Source organism: Oceanospirillum sediminis (assembly GCF_014164585.1).
Taxonomy (GTDB): domain Bacteria; phylum Pseudomonadota; class Gammaproteobacteria; order Pseudomonadales; family Halomonadaceae; genus Oceanospirillum; species Oceanospirillum sediminis.
Genome location: NZ_JACJFM010000028.1, coordinates 1 through 15,951, shown reverse-complemented (window position 1 = coordinate 15,951; position 15,951 = coordinate 1). Strand labels below are relative to the sequence as shown.

The following is a 15,951-nucleotide window of genomic DNA, read 5'->3' as shown; positions in this document are numbered from 1 at the left end:
GCGAGTATTCAACATTTGTAGTGCGCGAGGTTTCGGGCGTGAAGGATAAAATCAGGCTTCATGGGTTTAACAACCTGACCAGCTCCCTGAGTTTTAACATTTACGATATCTGTTATGCCAAGACAGAACAGCAGCGTGAAGAGTACATCGACTATATTGATGAACTGTATAATGCAGAGCGTCTGACGCAGATACTGAAAGATGTGACGAATATCATTGGTGCACATGTACTGAATATCTCACGTCAGGATTATGACCCACATGGTGCCAGTGTCACCATTCTGATTGCAGAACATGAACTGACAGACAGTGCTGCTGAGGCAGGCAATGAAGTAGGCCCGGGGCCTCTGCCTGAAACAGTGGTTGCCCATCTGGATAAGAGCCATGTCACAGTACATACCTATCCGGAAAGTCATCCGGATAATGGTATCAGTACTTTCAGACTGGACATTGATGTGTCGACCTGCGGTATGATCTCTCCGCTGAAAGCTCTGAACTATCTGATTCACAGTTTCGACTCTGATATTGTTACGATGGACTATCGGGTACGTGGCTTCACCCGTGATGAATCAGGAAGGAAACTGTTTATTGACCACGGCATTACCTCGATTCAGGATTATCTGTCAGAAGATACCAAAGAAGCGTATCAGATGATTGATGTAAATGTTTACCAGGAAAATATGTTCCATACCAAGATGCTACTGAAAGACTTCAGCCTGGATAACTATCTGTTTGGCATTGACAAAAACAAGCTGACTTTCGAAGAAGCCTCTGATATTGAGGCGCGTCTGCGTAAAGAGATGCTGGAAATATTTTATTCACGTAATATGGGCTGATCAGACCATATACTGAAGCTATAAAAAAGCCGTATCCTGTCGCCAGAATACGGCTTTTTTATTTTGGCATTACAGCATACGGTCTGTTGATCATAAACGCCAGATCAGATCCAGCAGATAAGGTGCCATTAACAGAATCAGTACTGCCGAAAGAATTACCCCCAGCACAGCCCCTGCCGCTATCGCATTCTCTCCGGGCATAAGCACCTGCATAACCAGAGCGCAGGCACTGGCCATAATCTGAGAAAAAATAATCGCACCATACATCAGCGCAGTAATGACCATAAACAGGTTAATCGTGCTTAAGGCCTGCCACCAGATACCATCAGGCGCACTGTTAACCAACAGCAACTTTAAACTGCCCATGACAGTTAAGAGTATCAGGGAAACAACAAAGTGATGGCGAAGTGGAAGAGAGGCATAAGAGACCAGAAAACTTTTCAGCATACTTCCTGAAGCATTCATTGCGTGAACTCCAAAAACGGTTTTATTCCATTAGGAGCCAGCATCCCTGGCCCCATTGTAAACTGTATGTAGCATTAATGTTACTTAATGTAAAACCCTGCATCAAGTAGTGATATAGTATTACTGCAACTGAAAGATACAAATGTCGCAAATAGCTCCCCTTTTGCCTTTTCAGTAATCAGATCCGATATACGGACTTCGTCATCACCTTAGACATCAGCTTCATCACCATTTTTACCGGTACCGGAAAACGTATACCGCCAGCATCCAGCGCCTGCTCAGCATGTTGCTCTTCATCAGTATACATTTGTTGCAGGATAGCCCGACTCTTCTGATCGTTATAGGGCAAACGCTGCATATGATCATCCAGATGCTTGCAGACCTGCTGTTCTGTTGCAGCCACAAAGCCCAGACTGTACTTATCGCCTGCGGCGCCAGCTGCCGCACCAATGCCAAATGACAGCCCGTAAAACATCGGATTCAACAAGCTGGGACGACTACCCAGCTGGCGAATACGCTGCTCACACCAGGCCAGATGATCAATCTCTTCCTTCGCTGCATGATCCATCTGCTCTCTCACTTCAGGCAGCTTTGCCGTCAGAGCCTGCCCCTGATAAAGCGCCTGAGCACAAACTTCACCGGTATGATTAATACGCATCAGTCCAGCTGCATGTTTACGCTCCTGCGCTGTCATATCCTGTTCTGGCTCATCTCTCGCAGGAGAGGGACGATAAGGTTCAGCGGCACCAGGTACCAGGGTACGCAGTACTGTATCAGCACTGATCAGCAGTTTATCCAGAGGAGTATGTTGACGTGTACTTTTCATAATAACCTCACCAGTATTTGCAGGCATGTTAACGAAAGCCGCCCTCGGAAGCCATGACTGAAAATGTTTTTTTATTCCGCACTGAGCCAGGTCAATCACACCAACAAATAAGAACAAATCTCATTTAAAATAATAACGAAAGATCAGGTCGTGATCCAGAGAAAGGGCGTTAAGCTTTGTAAGCTGAAACAGAGTCAGAGAAACACTCTGACTCTGTTAAAAGAGAGATGCTCAGCGAAGCAGACGACTGGTATGACGGGCAATCATCAGCTCTTCATTGGTCGGAATAGCAAAGACTTTTATCTTGCTGTCATCAGCACTGATCAGATATTCATTGGCTTCATTACGAGCAGCATCCAGCTTCATACCCAGCCACTCATTCTGATGCGCCACCTGAGCACGAATCTCAGCATCATTTTCACCAACACCACCGGTGAAAACAAAAGTATCCATCCCTCCCATTGATGCCGCCAGAGATCCGGTTTCACGGGAAATACGATAAACAAACATATCTATGGCTTCACGTGCCTGAGGCGTCGCTTCCTTATGCAGCGTCAGCATATCACTGCTCAGACCGGAAACGCCCATCCAGCCACTGTTTTTGTACAGCAGACTTTCAATGGCATCGACATCCATTTTATGCTCACGCATCAGATATAAGAGCACGCCCGGATCAATCTGGCCACAGCGGCTCCCCATAGGCAGACCATCCAGTGCAGTAAAGCCCATAGTAGACGCAACACTGTTACCATTTTCTATTGCACACATACTGGCTCCGGCTCCCAGATGAGCCACAACAGCACGACTGGCAGCAATATCCTTATCCAGTTCAACCAGCTTAGTATGAATATATTGATAAGAAAGACCATGAAAACCGTAACGTCTGACACCTTCGCGGGTCAGCGCACGAGGAATCGCGAAGTTACGGGCAACATCCGGAATACTACTATGGAAAGCAGTGTCAAAGCAGGCAACCTGAGGCAGACCTGGCAACACATCTTTACATACATCAATCAGCTTAAGGTTATATGGCTGATGCAGTGGTGCCAGTGGAATCAGGGTTTCCAGCTTTTCAATCACGTCATCAGTAATAACGACAGGCTCAGAATAAAAATCACCACCATGTACCACACGGTGACCAACCTGAGTAATTCTGAACTTAGTATTTCTGTCAAGCCAGTTAAGAACGACAGACAGAGCCTGATGATGCGCCTGACTATGGGCTACATCCAGCTCTTCCGCTGACAATTCCATTTTGTCGACCAGAATACCATCTACTTTTTCACTGTGATCGTAAATTTCCAGGCGAGCAGGACCAGCCAGGTTCGCAACTTTCACACGAAAGTGCTGGCGAATATCCCCATCAAATTCATCAAATACTGAGCATTTCAGGCTGGAAGAGCCTGCATTTACAATCAGAATGGAGTTCATACGGTTAACCCCTGTTTATGAGCCACTAAGGATGCGACCGCACAAGAGCTCAAACGTTCCAATGGTTTAGCCGCCCGGCTGGTAAGAATAACAGGGACTTTAGCGCCCAGTACAATACCGGCTGATTTAGCCCCCGCCAGATACTGCAACTGTTTTGCCAGGATATTGCCAGCTTCCAGATCCGGCACCAGCAGAATATCGACATCACCGCTTACCAGTGAATCAATCCCTTTATCCCTCGCAGCCTCAGCTGAAATAGCATTATCAAATGCCAGAGGGCCATCCAGAATCCCATCCCTGATCTGTTTACGGTCAGCCATTTTGCACAGAGCAGCAGCATCCAGAGTACTTTGCATGCCAGGCTTAACTTTTTCAACGGCGGCCAGAATAGCCACTTTAGGCTGCTCAATACCCAGTGCCAGGGCACAGTTGATCGCATTTTGTGCAATATCACGCTTAGTAATCAGATCTGGCGCCACATTGATTGCAGCATCAGTCACAATCAGGGTTTTATGATAGCTGGGAACATCCATCACAAACACATGACTCAGACGAAATTCAGTACGCAAACCGGCATTTTTATCCAGAATAGCACTCAGCAGTTCAGATGAACCCAGGCTGCCTTTCATCAATGCATGCACATCACCGGCTTTGGCCATTTTCGCCGCCAGTTCCGCTGATTCATGACTATGGGCGGTAGGAACAATCGTATAACGGCCCAAATCAACGCCACATTCTTCGGCAACAGCACGAATACGTGCTTCCGGCCCCACCAGATGAGGAATAATTAGGCCTTCTTCTGCAGCTTCAATGGCTCCCAGCAGGCTATTACCATCTGCCGGATGAACAACCGCTGTTGGTATCGGCTCGTAGGTTTTAGCCTGTTCCAGAAATGCATTCAGTTGCTCATGGTGATGGTCTTCAATTCCCGGGGCATCCGGCACCAGAATTTCGCGAATAATCTGATCCATGGTAAATCGATTCCTGATTAGAATTTATATGTCATTTTTGCATCTGCGAACAAGTATCCCTGCTGATTATGACGTTTTTCTGATACTCAGGTAGCATATTTTTTACGACAGTACTGACTTTATGGTCAAATATGAACTCAGATCAAAAAAAGCACCGGTTGTCATAATCGGATACAAAAATGGACACCAGAGGTGTCCATTCGTATAACAAGTTGCTTAAAACTTAACCCGGAGGCCAACTCATAGCACGTCCGCCCAACAGATGCATATGTATGTGGTAAACCGTCTGACCTCCATTTTCATTGCAATTCATCACTACACGATAACCATCTTCAGCAAAACCCAGTTCCTGAGCCAGTTTTTGAGCTGTAAACTGCAACCTGCCAACCAGAACACAGTCTTCTTCCTGCAGGTCATTCAGTGTTGCAATGTGTCGCTTAGGAATAATCAGAATATGATTCGGTGCTTTCGGGTCGATATCACGAAACGCAAAAACATGCTCATCCTGGTAAACCACATCTGCCGGAATATCACCGGCCACAATCTTACAGAACAGACAATCCATAATTTTCTCATCCAGCTTTTATTATTTTCAGGACAGATTTACAGCAACCCGCCCTACTTATTCCAACGCCTGCTAATCCTGTTATCATCCGATCACTTATCCGCAACAGGGCCAGTAACGCCATGACCAGAAGCCAATCACCAGAACAATGATTCTGATCGAATCATCTGAGCGACGATTAGAAACTAATCATCGGAAGCGTCGATTAGAAACTAATCATCGGAAGCGTCGATTAGAAACTAATCATCGGAAGCGTCGGTTTTCCAGTAACTCATGAATTCTTGGTGTCAGCAGCAGCTCCATCGCCAGCCCCATTTTCCCTCCGGGAATCACCAGTGTATCCGGCCTGGTCATAAAAGAATCTTTTATCATAGTCACCAGGTAAGGGAAGTCTACGCTGCCCCGCTCTTTTACCCGGATTACCACCATACTTTCATCACTGGAAGGAACATCCTGGGCCACAAAAGGATTCGATGTATCCACCGTCGGTACTCTCTGGAAATTAATATCTGTCCGGTCAAACTGAGGCACAATATATTTAATATAATCTGACATCCGGGATTGGATAGAATCAATCACCGCTTCCTGTGAATACCCCCGAAGTTTGGTATCCCGGTCAATTTTCTGAATCCACTCCAGATTAATAGTCGGTGCAATTCCGATCAACAGATCAACGTACTGAGCAATATCATAGTCTTCTGTTACCAGACCACCATGAAGTCCTTCATACATCAGAAGATCTGTGCCTTCAGGTAAATCCTGCCAGGGAGTAAACGTCCCCACTCTGAAGCCTTCTTCCACCATCTCTTTATCTTCAGCGTGAATATAATGGCGGTAAACACCTGTTCCATTATCCGAATATGAAACGAACAGTCTTTCCAGCTCATCCAGCATATTCGCTTCAACAGCAAAATGACTCAGCCAGCGCTTACGCTCTGGCTCTTCTATCAGAATACGCTTCATTTCATCACGGGAATAACGATGGAAACTATCACCATGAACAAAAGCTGCACTGATCGATTCTCTGTGAAACATGCGCGCAAAGGCATCTTTGACCGTTGTAGTACCGGCTCCGGAAGAACCTGTCACCGCAACGATAGGATACTCTCTGGACATATCAGACCTCTGCAGCCACAACATCAGCCTTAGCAATCATCGCCCTGAATTCATCAGGAACCGCTACGGCCTTACGTTCGTTGTAGTCAAAGAATACGATGCCTGTTTTTGCCAGCGCAACGACTCCGCCATCTGATGCTTTTGTTACCCGGTAGACCAGATCCCCACCTTTACGGGACAGTTCATCTGCTGCAATTTCAATGGTCAGAGTATCCGGATAAAAAACTTCCGCTTTATAACAGATCGCCAGATCTGCCACGACCACCCCAACACCCTGACCATCAATATCAATCTCCTTATGTCCATGAGAGACAAACAGCTTTGCCCTGGCATCATGTAATAAAGAAATCAGAGTATCGTGGGCCAGATGATTGCCATAGTTCAGATCAGTAATTCTCAATGCCATTGTGTGGCTGAAAATCGTCTGCTCAACAGGATACTCTATGCGGATACGCGCCATATTATTATTCCTCAATCCGGGAGGTTCTGAAAAAGCGGTTACGCTTCAGATTCAGCTAACCAGCAGAACTGTTTGTAAGCACTTTTTCAGAAACTCTCTTTCAATATTCAGCGGTCCGATCAGTCATCGGATACAAAACGATAAAGCCGGAGAAAACTCCGGCTTTAGCTCACCAGTGCAGGTTATTGAACCATAGTCTGTCTGTTTACAGGCTATATCAGAAACATCACCTGTCCGGCTTCAGATATCACTCACCCTGCTCGCGAGCAATGGCTCGATAGCCAATATCAGTACGGTGGAACATGCCATCCCAGCTAATCTGCTCAGCCAGTTTATAAGCATTGGCCTGGGCTTCACTGACGCTGTTACCCAAAGCCGTTGCACACAGTACACGTCCACCATTCGTAGTAACCTGACCATCGATCAGCTGTGTACCAGCATGAAATACCTTCAGGCCAGGTTCTTCACCTGGAATACCAGAAATAATATCACCTTTGTTATAACTGCCGGGATATCCACCTGCGGCCAGTACAACACCAACGGACGGACGAACATCCCAGACGGCTTCTGCTGTATCCAGCCCACCTGCCAGAGCGGACTGGCACAGACCAACCAGATCAGACTTCAGACGCAGCATAATCGGCTGGGTCTCAGGATCACCAAAACGGCAGTTGTATTCAATCACTTTTGGAGTGCCGTCAGCCATGATCATCAGACCAGCATACAGGAAGCCTGTGTAGTCATTACCTTCAGCAGCCATACCTTCAACCGTTGGCATAATCACTTCAGCCATAATACGGTTGTGGATATCTGATGTTACTACCGGCGCCGGAGAATATGCCCCCATTCCCCCCGTATTCGGGCCTGTGTCTTTATCGCCCATACGCTTGTGGTCCTGACTGGTCGCCATTGGCAGAACATTTTTACCATCGACCATCACAATAAAACTGGCTTCTTCACCGTCCAGGAACTCTTCGATAACAACCCGGCTACCCGCATCACCAAACGCATTACCAGCCAGCATATCTTTTACAGCATCTTCTGCTTCTTCCAGCGTCATTGCAACAATAACGCCTTTTCCTGCAGCCAGACCGTCGGCCTTAATAACAATCGGCGCACCTTTTTCGCGCAGATAAGTCAGTGCCGGCTCAATTTCAGTAAAGTTCTGATATTCAGCAGTGGGAATGTTATGACGCGCCAGGAAGTCTTTCGTGAATACCTTAGAACCTTCCAGCTGAGCAGCACCTTCTGACGGGCCGAAGATATTCAGGCCTTCTGACTGAAAACGGTTTACAACGCCTTCCACCAGAGGAGCTTCAGGGCCAACGATAGTCAGTTCAATCTGATTAACCTTTGCAAAAGCAACCAGACCATCAAAGTCCAGCACATCAATAGCCACATTTTCCAGCTTCGGCTCGATTGCGGTACCGGCATTACCCGGTGCTACAAAAACTTTACTGACGTTTGAAGACTGTGCTGCTTTCCAGGCCAGAGCGTGCTCACGACCACCACTACCGATGACTAAAACATTCATCTTTGCTTCATCTCACTGTTAAAATTGATCAGCCAGACATCTGTCAGGCATCCTGAAACCGGGTAATATTATCGCAGAATCCAACGAGAATCGCACGACAGAGCTGCCGCCTATTCGTCAAAGCTCACCTGTTCATATGATTTCTGTCGAAAGCGAATATCTGCCTCGATATCATAACGAAGGGCCTCTGTCATCCGGTAACTCTGAATCACAGTCATACCACTCAACCGCATTGAGCGATCAGCCTTTATGAGGCGTTTTCAATGAAGATAAAAAAACCCCGGCTATGACCCCGGGGTTGCTTTCTGCCTGGCAGAGGGAGGGAGTTAAATCAGACAAAAAGCACAAAATCCACTGATTATTGATCAGCAGGATGTTGTCTGCTGATCAATGCGATCAGTACAGACAACTGCAAGACTTAAGAACAACAAGTCTTAGCGAGCAAAAACTTTATTGACCTGCTGATCGACCAGAGTTTTAGCTTCACCAGCCAGATCCAGTACATTCAGGTAATGACTGTTCGCTTTAACCTGCTGCTCGCAGAAAAAGCTGTAATTGGATTCAACTGCTGCAACAGGATCTGTTTTCTTAGTCAGAGCAACACAATGCTGACCCAGCTCATCAGTACAACTGGACAGATAACGGGCCTGCTGTTGTAGCATCTTTTCTGCAATTTTTGCTTTACCTGCAACCAGCTCATTAACAGCTTCTAAGGGCTGCCAATTCGTTGATTCATTCAGCGTCTTAGCCGTTTTCTGACACTCTGTTATCCACTGTTCGAAAAAGCTCATTACTGCCTCCTGCCCTTTAAGGGCATCATCCCGGACAAAAAAAATATTGCACCGCACAAAACATCGTTAAGGCAAATATAGTGCACTGCACAAAAAGCTGTCAAATACTTTTTTTCGCAGCCGCAACATGATGCATTGATAACTTCAGTAACTCTTTGATAATAAGAATATTCGAAAAAAATAACGGAGAGAAATTATTCCATTGTGTTAACAGAGCTGACGTCTGTACTGAAGAATATTGCTTTATAAAAACAGTGATACAAAAAAAATCTTATCCGGCTATAACCCTCATAGCGCATTGAGTAAAATACACGGTTCAACTTTAAATCCAGCTATTGGCCAGAAACAGGATCCCCCGTGTCCAGCGAAAAACATACACCAATGATGCAGCAGTACCTGCAAATAAAAAAACAGCATCCGAATGAACTGGTTTTTTATCGGATGGGTGATTTTTATGAGCTGTTTTTTGATGATGCAAAAAAAGCCGCCCAACTGCTGGATATCACGTTAACCGCCAGAGGGAAATCCGGGGGTAACCCTATCCCTATGGCCGGTATCCCTTTTCACTCTGCAGAAAACTATCTGGCTCGCCTGGTAAGAGGCGGGCATTCTGTCGCGATTTGTGAGCAGATCGGTGATCCCGCGACCAGCAAAGGGCCTGTAGAGCGTAAGGTTGTCAGAGTACTGACGCCAGGAACCGTCAGCGATGAAGCCTTGCTGGATGAACGCCGGGACAATCTGCTCGCAGCACTGACCTGCAAAAACAATATCTATGGCCTCGCTGTTCTTGATGTCACCAGTGGTCGTTTCACTGTTCAGGAAATCAGTGAACACAGCGCTCTGCTGGCAGAACTGCAGCGTCTTGATCCGGCAGAGCTCCTGCTGGATGAAAGCGAAGAATTTGATTCAACAGTCAGCCAGAGAAAAGGATGCCGCCTGCAGCCCCCCTGGCAGTTCGATCTGGAAAGCGCCACTACTCAGCTTTGTCGCCAGTTTGAAACCCGGGATTTAGCCGGATTTGGTTGTCAGCAACTGGAAGTAGCTCTGTCTGCAGCGGGCTGTCTGCTGGAATACGTCAGAGATACTCAACGCACAGGCCTGCCCCATGTCCGCTCCATTCAGGCAGAATCCCGTGATGAATGCATCCAGATTGATGCAGCCAGCCGTCGTAACCTGGAGATAGATATCAATCTGTCCGGTGGTACTGAGAATACTCTGGCTTCCGTACTGGATAACACAGCTACGGCTATGGGCAGTCGTCAGCTCAGACGCTGGCTGAATCGTCCGATTCGCTGCCATGATCAGCTGCATCTGCGTCAGTCCTGTGTGCAGGCAATTCAGGAAAGCTTTCAATGGCAGTATATCTACGACCATCTGAAAGCCATCGGGGATATAGAACGTATTCTGGCACGAGTTGCTTTACGCAGCGCCCGCCCCCGGGATCTGGCCAGACTAAGAGACGCTCTTCAGGAACTACCCGATCTGTCGTCAGTACTTAACAGTATTAATGAAAGCGCGCTGGATCATCTTCGTTCATCCATTGTTCCCTTCCCTGATGAAGCCGATCTGCTAAAAAGAGCCGTGATTGACAATCCTCCGGTAGTTATTCGTGATGGTGGCGTTATTGCTGACGGTTATGATGCCGAATTGGATGAATTACGCCAGCTCAGCGAACATGCCGGGGATTATCTGATCCGGCTGGAAGAGCAGGAAAGAAGCCGAACCGGTCTGTCAACGCTTAAAGTCGGTTATAACCGGGTCCACGGTTACTATATTGAAATCAGTCGGGCTCAGTCCGACAAAGCGCCTGCTGATTATATCCGTCGCCAGACACTGAAAAATGCCGAGCGTTTTATCACCCCGGAACTGAAAGAGTTTGAAGATAAAGTCCTGAGCAGTCGATCCCGCGCACTGGCACGAGAAAAAGCCTTGTATGAAGCTCTGCTGGAACAATTAAACCAGAACCTGACAGGACTGCAGAATCTGGCAATATCTTTATCAGAGCTGGATGTACTGAATAATTTTGCTGAGCGTGCCGAAAGCCTCAATTTCAACCGTCCCAGACTGGTTCGGGATAACGGGATCACCATTGAAAGTGGACGACATCCGGTTGTTGAACAGGTCAGTGATCAGCCATTTGTGCCTAATGATCTGGAATTTAATAATGATCAGCGTATGGCGATTATTACCGGCCCGAATATGGGGGGTAAATCGACCTTCATGCGTCAGATTGCTCTGATCGTATTACTGGCCCATACAGGATGTTATGTACCCGCAGAAAGCGCAACTCTAGGACCTATTGATCGGATTTTCACCCGAATCGGTTCATCCGATGATCTGGCTAGTGGCCGCTCTACCTTTATGGTTGAAATGACAGAAACAGCTAATATTCTGCATAACGCAACCCCCTGCTCTCTTGTTCTTATGGATGAAGTTGGTCGTGGCACCAGTACTTTTGACGGCTTGTCTCTGGCCTGGGCCTGTGCAGCTCACCTGGCAGGGAAACTCAGAGCCTATACCCTGTTTGCAACGCACTACTTTGAACTGACCAGCCTGCCAGAACAGATGGATGGCGTTATCAACCTGCATCTGAATGCAACAGAACATAATGACAACATTATCTTTATGCATAAGGTTCAGCCTGGGCCAGCCAGCCAGAGTTATGGTTTACAGGTGGCTAAACTGGCAGGTATCCCGATTCATGTTGTCAGCCAGGCCCAGGATAAGCTGGTGCAACTGGAACAACAGGAAAATCAGGCTGAACTGTGTCGTGAGCCTCAGGCTGCTTATACACCGGTACAGAATGATATGTTTGCTATAGCAGAACCAGAACCGGCTCTGGAAAAACTGGATGAGCTGAATCCTGATGATATGACACCACGTCAGGCTCTGGACATGCTCTATGAACTGAAAGCGATGATGAAATCGTAAAATGGGCTGCTACATGCATGCCCCCATCTATCTGAATAGCGGTTGCTCGGGCATGCAGCACCTTTTACTCCTTCAGCTTCTTTCCGGAGAAAACCAATGGCTTTTGTTGTAACGGATAATTGTATTCAGTGTAAATACACAGACTGCGTCGAAGTATGCCCGGTAGATTGTTTTTATGAAGGTGATAACTTTCTGGTCATCAACCCGGATGAATGCATTGATTGTGGACTATGTGAGCCGGTTTGCCCTGCTGAAGCGATTTACTCTGAAGATGAACTGCCAGCTGATATGGAGCACTTTTTTGATCTGAATGAAAAACTCAGTCAGAAGTGGCCAAACCTGTCAGAGCGTAAAGATCCTTTACCGGATGCGGCACAGTGGGACGGTACACCGGATAAACTGAAATATCTGATAGAAAAGTGAATACAGCAGAGAAGTTAAAGTATCTCAGCAAAAACGATAACAGCAGAAAATACAGAACATAAGGGCAGCTAATTTAATCAGCCTCTGAAAAAACAGAAGGGCGGCCTGGCCGCCCTTATTCCCTGATTGCTATCTAGTCCATGACAGCTGACCCATCCTGAGTCTTCCTTGTGGCTTCCCTGACCTGAACTCCATTAAATCCTTGTCTGCCACAACTCCAGTCCATCTCCTGTGCATCCATTCACCTGCCTTCCTGGCAAGTCATGCATCCGTTCTTAATTACATCCTGTATCAGCACTCCATGTGCCTTTCCCTGAAATCCCTGATCACACCCTGTGACTTCCATTCGCCATTTCCATTGGCTATCCTTATCCTTTCTGGCTTTCCTGCCTTACATGCAATCCTGCATGTATCCTTTACACCAGACTATCCTTAAATCCTTGTCTGGCTTACTGCCGTCCTTGACCGTGGTTTAACTTTATCAAAATCCTTCTCAGAAAAAAGACCACTATTTTCAGAAATAGTTATGGCATGTTATTTCTCAAAAAAACGTGTTCTCTTAATTATTTGAAATTAAAAGACTTTTCATTTTCACCTATAGATTCAGGTCGAATAACAACCTGATAAACTTCCTTTTTCCTAACAGCTTGTAAGATATATCCTACAAAGCTCCAGGTAATAGTCTTAGTTAATATCTTATCCATATATCAGGCTCTGTTCATATCAAAGCTGAGTATCTCGCTGATATCTGTAATACCAGCTCTGAGCATTAGTAAGCGATCAAATCCTAATGCTACGCCAGAACAATCCGGTAAGCCGGAATGCAATGCCTCCAATAAAAGAATATCCTCCTGCACAGTACTCTTACCTAATTGTCGGCGTATCTTATTATCCTGCGAGAAACGTTCTTTCTGTTCTCGGGGGTCACAGAGTTCATGGTAACCATTAGCCAGTTCAAGTCCCTGGTAGTAACACTCAAATCGGTCAGCAACCAAATCGCCTTCCTGATCGCTTTTTAACCGTGCCAGCGCAGCCTGAGCAGCTGGATATTCATAAACAAATGTAAAACCTTCTTGCCCTAATTCCGGCTCAATAACATGAGACATCAACAAATCACAGCAGCTCTCTCTGTCAAGATCAGAAGCATTAATGCCAGCATAGTCAGTAGCATGACATCTCAGTTCATCAAGAGATGTGTCAAAAGGATCTATAGCAAGATGGGTTCTGAACAAGTCTCTGTACCGGGAAAACCCCACCGCTTTCTCTCCCAGAACCACTTCCAGAAGCTCCTGAACTTCAGCCATCAGCCGCTGTAAATTAAAATCAGGACGATACCACTCCAGCATTGAGAATTCAGGATTATGCCGCTTACTGGCCTCTCCATTTCTGAAGCTGCGGGATAGCTGCCAAATAGGGCCACTACCAGCTGCCAGCAAGCGTTTCATATGAAATTCAGGCGATGTCTGCAGATAAAGTGTTACAGATTCACTCATGCCACCGCCACTGCAAACGGTTATCATAGAATCCAGATAAGGATCGGTACTGCCTCCACGCCCCAGAATCGGGGTTTCAACTTCAAGGATATGCCTGTCATAAAAAAACTGACGGACCTGATTCAGCGTCTCAGCCCTCAATCTCAGGTTCTCTATTGGTGCAGAAGGTTGCCAAAGTTTATTCATAAAAGTTCCAGCAGAGTCAGGGGAAACCATACGCAAAAAAAAACCGGCCTGTATTGAAGGCCGGTTTTTTTATACCGAAAAGTGATCATGCACGGCTTACATAGTCGCCTGTACGTGTATCAATTCTCAGCTTATCACCAATATTAACAAACAGAGGAACCCGGACAACGGCACCTGTTGTCAGAGTTGCCGGCTTAGAACCACCCTGTGCAGTATCACCTTTCAGGCCCGGATCTGTTTCAGTAACGTCAAGCTCAATAAAGTTTGGAGGGGTAACAGAGATCGGTGCGCCATTGAACAGCGTCACAGTGTACACTTCTTGCTCTTTCAACCACTTAACGGTATCCCCTAATGCTTTCTCATCAGCACCATGTTGTTCAAAAGAGCCATCTGTCAGCATAAAGTGCCAGAAGTCACCGTCGGTATACAGATACTCCATATCCAGTTCCATGACATCTGCGCCTTCCAGGCTCTCGCCTGACTTGAAAGTCCGCTCCCATACACGACCAGTATTCAGGTTACGCAGTTTCACACGATTGAATGCCTGCCCCTTACCTGGTTTTACGTATTCATTTTCCAGAATGGAACAAGGTTCTCCATCCAGCATTACTTTAAGACCGGAACGGAATTCGTTGGTAGAATAGTTAGCCATATAATGTCACCAAAAATACTTAATTCTCTGTCAGGCATTCAGCCTGTAACTGATCGATAATAATCTGGTTGCCAATGATACCTGTTTCTTCATCTTCTGTGCAGTTTCCAGCACAGAAAAGCCATATGAATCGTAGCTGGCAGCAGCTTTTTTCGGAAAGTGTGCTATCCCCTGAGCAATTAATCGAGCGACTGCAACTCCCTCCTGAAAGCCTTTCTGATCTGATATCAGGAAACCGGCTATTTCAGCTGCGTGTACCAGAACCTTATCTGAACAGAATCATTCCCGGAGATATAACAGATCCGTTACTGCTTCAGGTTATGCCTCAGATTGCAGAGACTATTGCTACTTCGGGCTATGTTACAGATCCTCTGCAAGAAAAATCCAACAACCCTGTTCCCGGACTGATTCATAAATATAAGAGCAGAATCCTTCTGATTACTTCCGGAGCCTGTGCTGTCAATTGCCGGTACTGTTTCAGAAGGCACTTCGACTATCAGGATAACGCTTTATCTAAAGAACGGATTCAGCAGGTACAGGATTACATTCAGCAGGATACACATATTAATGAGGTTATCCTGAGCGGTGGAGATCCGCTTGCAACCAGTGATTTAAGGCTTAAACAGTTACTGAACAGCCTTGAACAGGTTACACATCTGAAACGAGTCCGAATTCACACCCGTTTTCCTGTGGTTATCCCTCAACGTATTACTGACGACCTGATAGAAATCCTGACTGCAAGTCGCCTGAAAGTAGTCTGGGTATTTCATATCAACCATCCACAGGAAATTGACCCCCTGCTGACAGAAGCTACTAAGAAGCTGATTCAGGCCGGTATGCCGGTATTAAATCAAAGTGTTCTACTGAAAAAAGTCAATGATTCTGCAAATATACTGGCAGCATTAAGCGAATCGTTATTTGATGCAGGAATCCAGCCTTACTATCTGCATGCTTTTGATCTAGTACAAGGTGCCAGTCATTTCAATGTCACCGATGAGCAAGCTATCAGGATCTGGCAAGCCCTTCAGAAGGAACTTCCGGGCTTTCTCCTCCCTAGATTAGTTCGGGAAATCCCAGGCAGAAGCTCAAAAACAATATTAAATACAGATATCTGAACCACAGAATAAAGAGAAATAGGCTATACCTCTATTTCTCTTTTTAAAATTTGCTTTTCTGAACGCAACGAAAAAACCCCGGCCATAGAGACCGGGGTTCTTAATTTAAAGCTTGATGATGTCCTACTCTCACATGGGGAGGCCCCACACTACCAT

15 protein-coding genes are annotated in these 15,951 nt (G+C 46.3%); 4 read left to right on the top strand and 11 right to left on the bottom strand.

Annotation, left to right across the window (positions count from 1 at the left end; genetic code table 11):
• Window positions 1-38 precede the first annotated feature (38 nt).
• Window positions 39-836: an adenosylmethionine decarboxylase gene (speD, locus tag H4O21_RS17550; protein ID WP_182810187.1), complete on the top strand. Its 798-nt coding sequence runs from the start codon at window positions 39-41 to the stop codon at window positions 834-836.
• Between the two features lie 90 nt (window positions 837-926).
• On the opposite strand, the gene H4O21_RS17545 is transcribed toward speD, so the two are convergent.
• From H4O21_RS17545 to H4O21_RS17505, 9 genes are all read right to left on the bottom strand, one after another.
• Window positions 927-1,283 (bottom strand): hypothetical protein, encoded by a 357-nt coding sequence (locus H4O21_RS17545; protein ID WP_220495716.1) that lies wholly within the window; start codon window positions 1,281-1,283, stop codon window positions 927-929.
• A gap of 196 nt (window positions 1,284-1,479) precedes the next feature.
• Window positions 1,480-2,127 (bottom strand): 2-polyprenyl-3-methyl-6-methoxy-1,4-benzoquinone monooxygenase, encoded by a 648-nt coding sequence (gene coq7, locus H4O21_RS17540; RefSeq protein WP_182810185.1) that lies wholly within the window; start codon window positions 2,125-2,127, stop codon window positions 1,480-1,482.
• Window positions 2,128-2,358: 231 nt separating this feature from the next.
• Window positions 2,359-3,558: an acetate/propionate family kinase gene (locus H4O21_RS17535; protein WP_182810184.1), complete on the bottom strand. Its 1,200-nt coding sequence runs from the start codon at window positions 3,556-3,558 to the stop codon at window positions 2,359-2,361.
• Window positions 3,555-4,529 (bottom strand): bifunctional enoyl-CoA hydratase/phosphate acetyltransferase, encoded by a 975-nt coding sequence (locus H4O21_RS17530; RefSeq protein WP_182810183.1) that lies wholly within the window; start codon window positions 4,527-4,529, stop codon window positions 3,555-3,557. The genes H4O21_RS17535 and H4O21_RS17530 overlap by 4 nt, the downstream gene beginning before the upstream one ends.
• A 223-nt stretch (window positions 4,530-4,752) precedes the next feature.
• Window positions 4,753-5,094, bottom strand: a complete 342-nt coding sequence (locus H4O21_RS17525) for a histidine triad nucleotide-binding protein (protein ID WP_182810182.1) — start codon at window positions 5,092-5,094, stop codon at window positions 4,753-4,755.
• 243 nt (window positions 5,095-5,337) lie between these two features.
• Window positions 5,338-6,210, bottom strand: coding sequence for a phosphoribulokinase (locus H4O21_RS17520; protein WP_182810181.1), 873 nt, complete (start codon window positions 6,208-6,210; stop codon window positions 5,338-5,340).
• A gap of 1 nt (window position 6,211) precedes the next feature.
• A complete protein-coding gene (locus H4O21_RS17515; RefSeq protein ID WP_182810180.1) occupies window positions 6,212-6,670 on the bottom strand; it encodes an acyl-CoA thioesterase in 459 nt (152 codons plus the stop codon).
• Window positions 6,671-6,917: 247 nt separating this feature from the next.
• Window positions 6,918-8,204: a phosphoribosylamine--glycine ligase gene (gene purD / locus H4O21_RS17510; RefSeq protein WP_182810179.1), complete on the bottom strand. Its 1,287-nt coding sequence runs from the start codon at window positions 8,202-8,204 to the stop codon at window positions 6,918-6,920.
• Window positions 8,205-8,638: 434 nt separating this feature from the next.
• Window positions 8,639-8,995 carry a hypothetical protein gene (locus H4O21_RS17505; RefSeq protein WP_182810178.1) on the bottom strand — a complete coding sequence of 119 codons (357 nt, stop codon included), beginning with the start codon at window positions 8,993-8,995 and terminating at the stop codon, window positions 8,639-8,641.
• A gap of 381 nt (window positions 8,996-9,376) precedes the next feature.
• On the opposite strand from H4O21_RS17505, the gene mutS reads away from it, so the two are divergent.
• Together mutS and fdxA are read left to right on the top strand one after the other, a co-directional pair.
• Complete coding sequence (gene mutS, locus H4O21_RS17500) at window positions 9,377-11,926, top strand: DNA mismatch repair protein MutS (protein ID WP_182810238.1); 2,550 nt, start codon at window positions 9,377-9,379, stop codon at window positions 11,924-11,926.
• A 96-nt stretch (window positions 11,927-12,022) separates the two neighbouring features.
• Window positions 12,023-12,349 (top strand): ferredoxin FdxA, encoded by a 327-nt coding sequence (gene fdxA / locus H4O21_RS17495; RefSeq protein ID WP_182810177.1) that lies wholly within the window; start codon window positions 12,023-12,025, stop codon window positions 12,347-12,349.
• 707 nt (window positions 12,350-13,056) lie between these two features.
• On the opposite strand, the gene epmA is transcribed toward fdxA, so the two are convergent.
• Both epmA and efp read right to left on the bottom strand, forming a co-directional pair.
• Entirely contained in the window at window positions 13,057-14,028 is a 972-nt protein-coding gene (epmA, locus tag H4O21_RS17490; RefSeq protein ID WP_182810176.1) for an EF-P lysine aminoacylase EpmA, read from the bottom strand.
• Between the two features lie 85 nt (window positions 14,029-14,113).
• Window positions 14,114-14,680, bottom strand: a complete 567-nt coding sequence (gene efp, locus H4O21_RS17485; protein ID WP_182810175.1) for an elongation factor P — start codon at window positions 14,678-14,680, stop codon at window positions 14,114-14,116.
• Between the two features lie 125 nt (window positions 14,681-14,805).
• On the opposite strand from efp, the gene epmB reads away from it, so the two are divergent.
• On the top strand, window positions 14,806-15,795 hold the full coding sequence (gene epmB, locus H4O21_RS17480; RefSeq protein WP_255487357.1) for an EF-P beta-lysylation protein EpmB: 990 nt from the start codon (window positions 14,806-14,808) through the stop codon (window positions 15,793-15,795).
• Window positions 15,796-15,951: the final 156 nt, after the last annotated feature.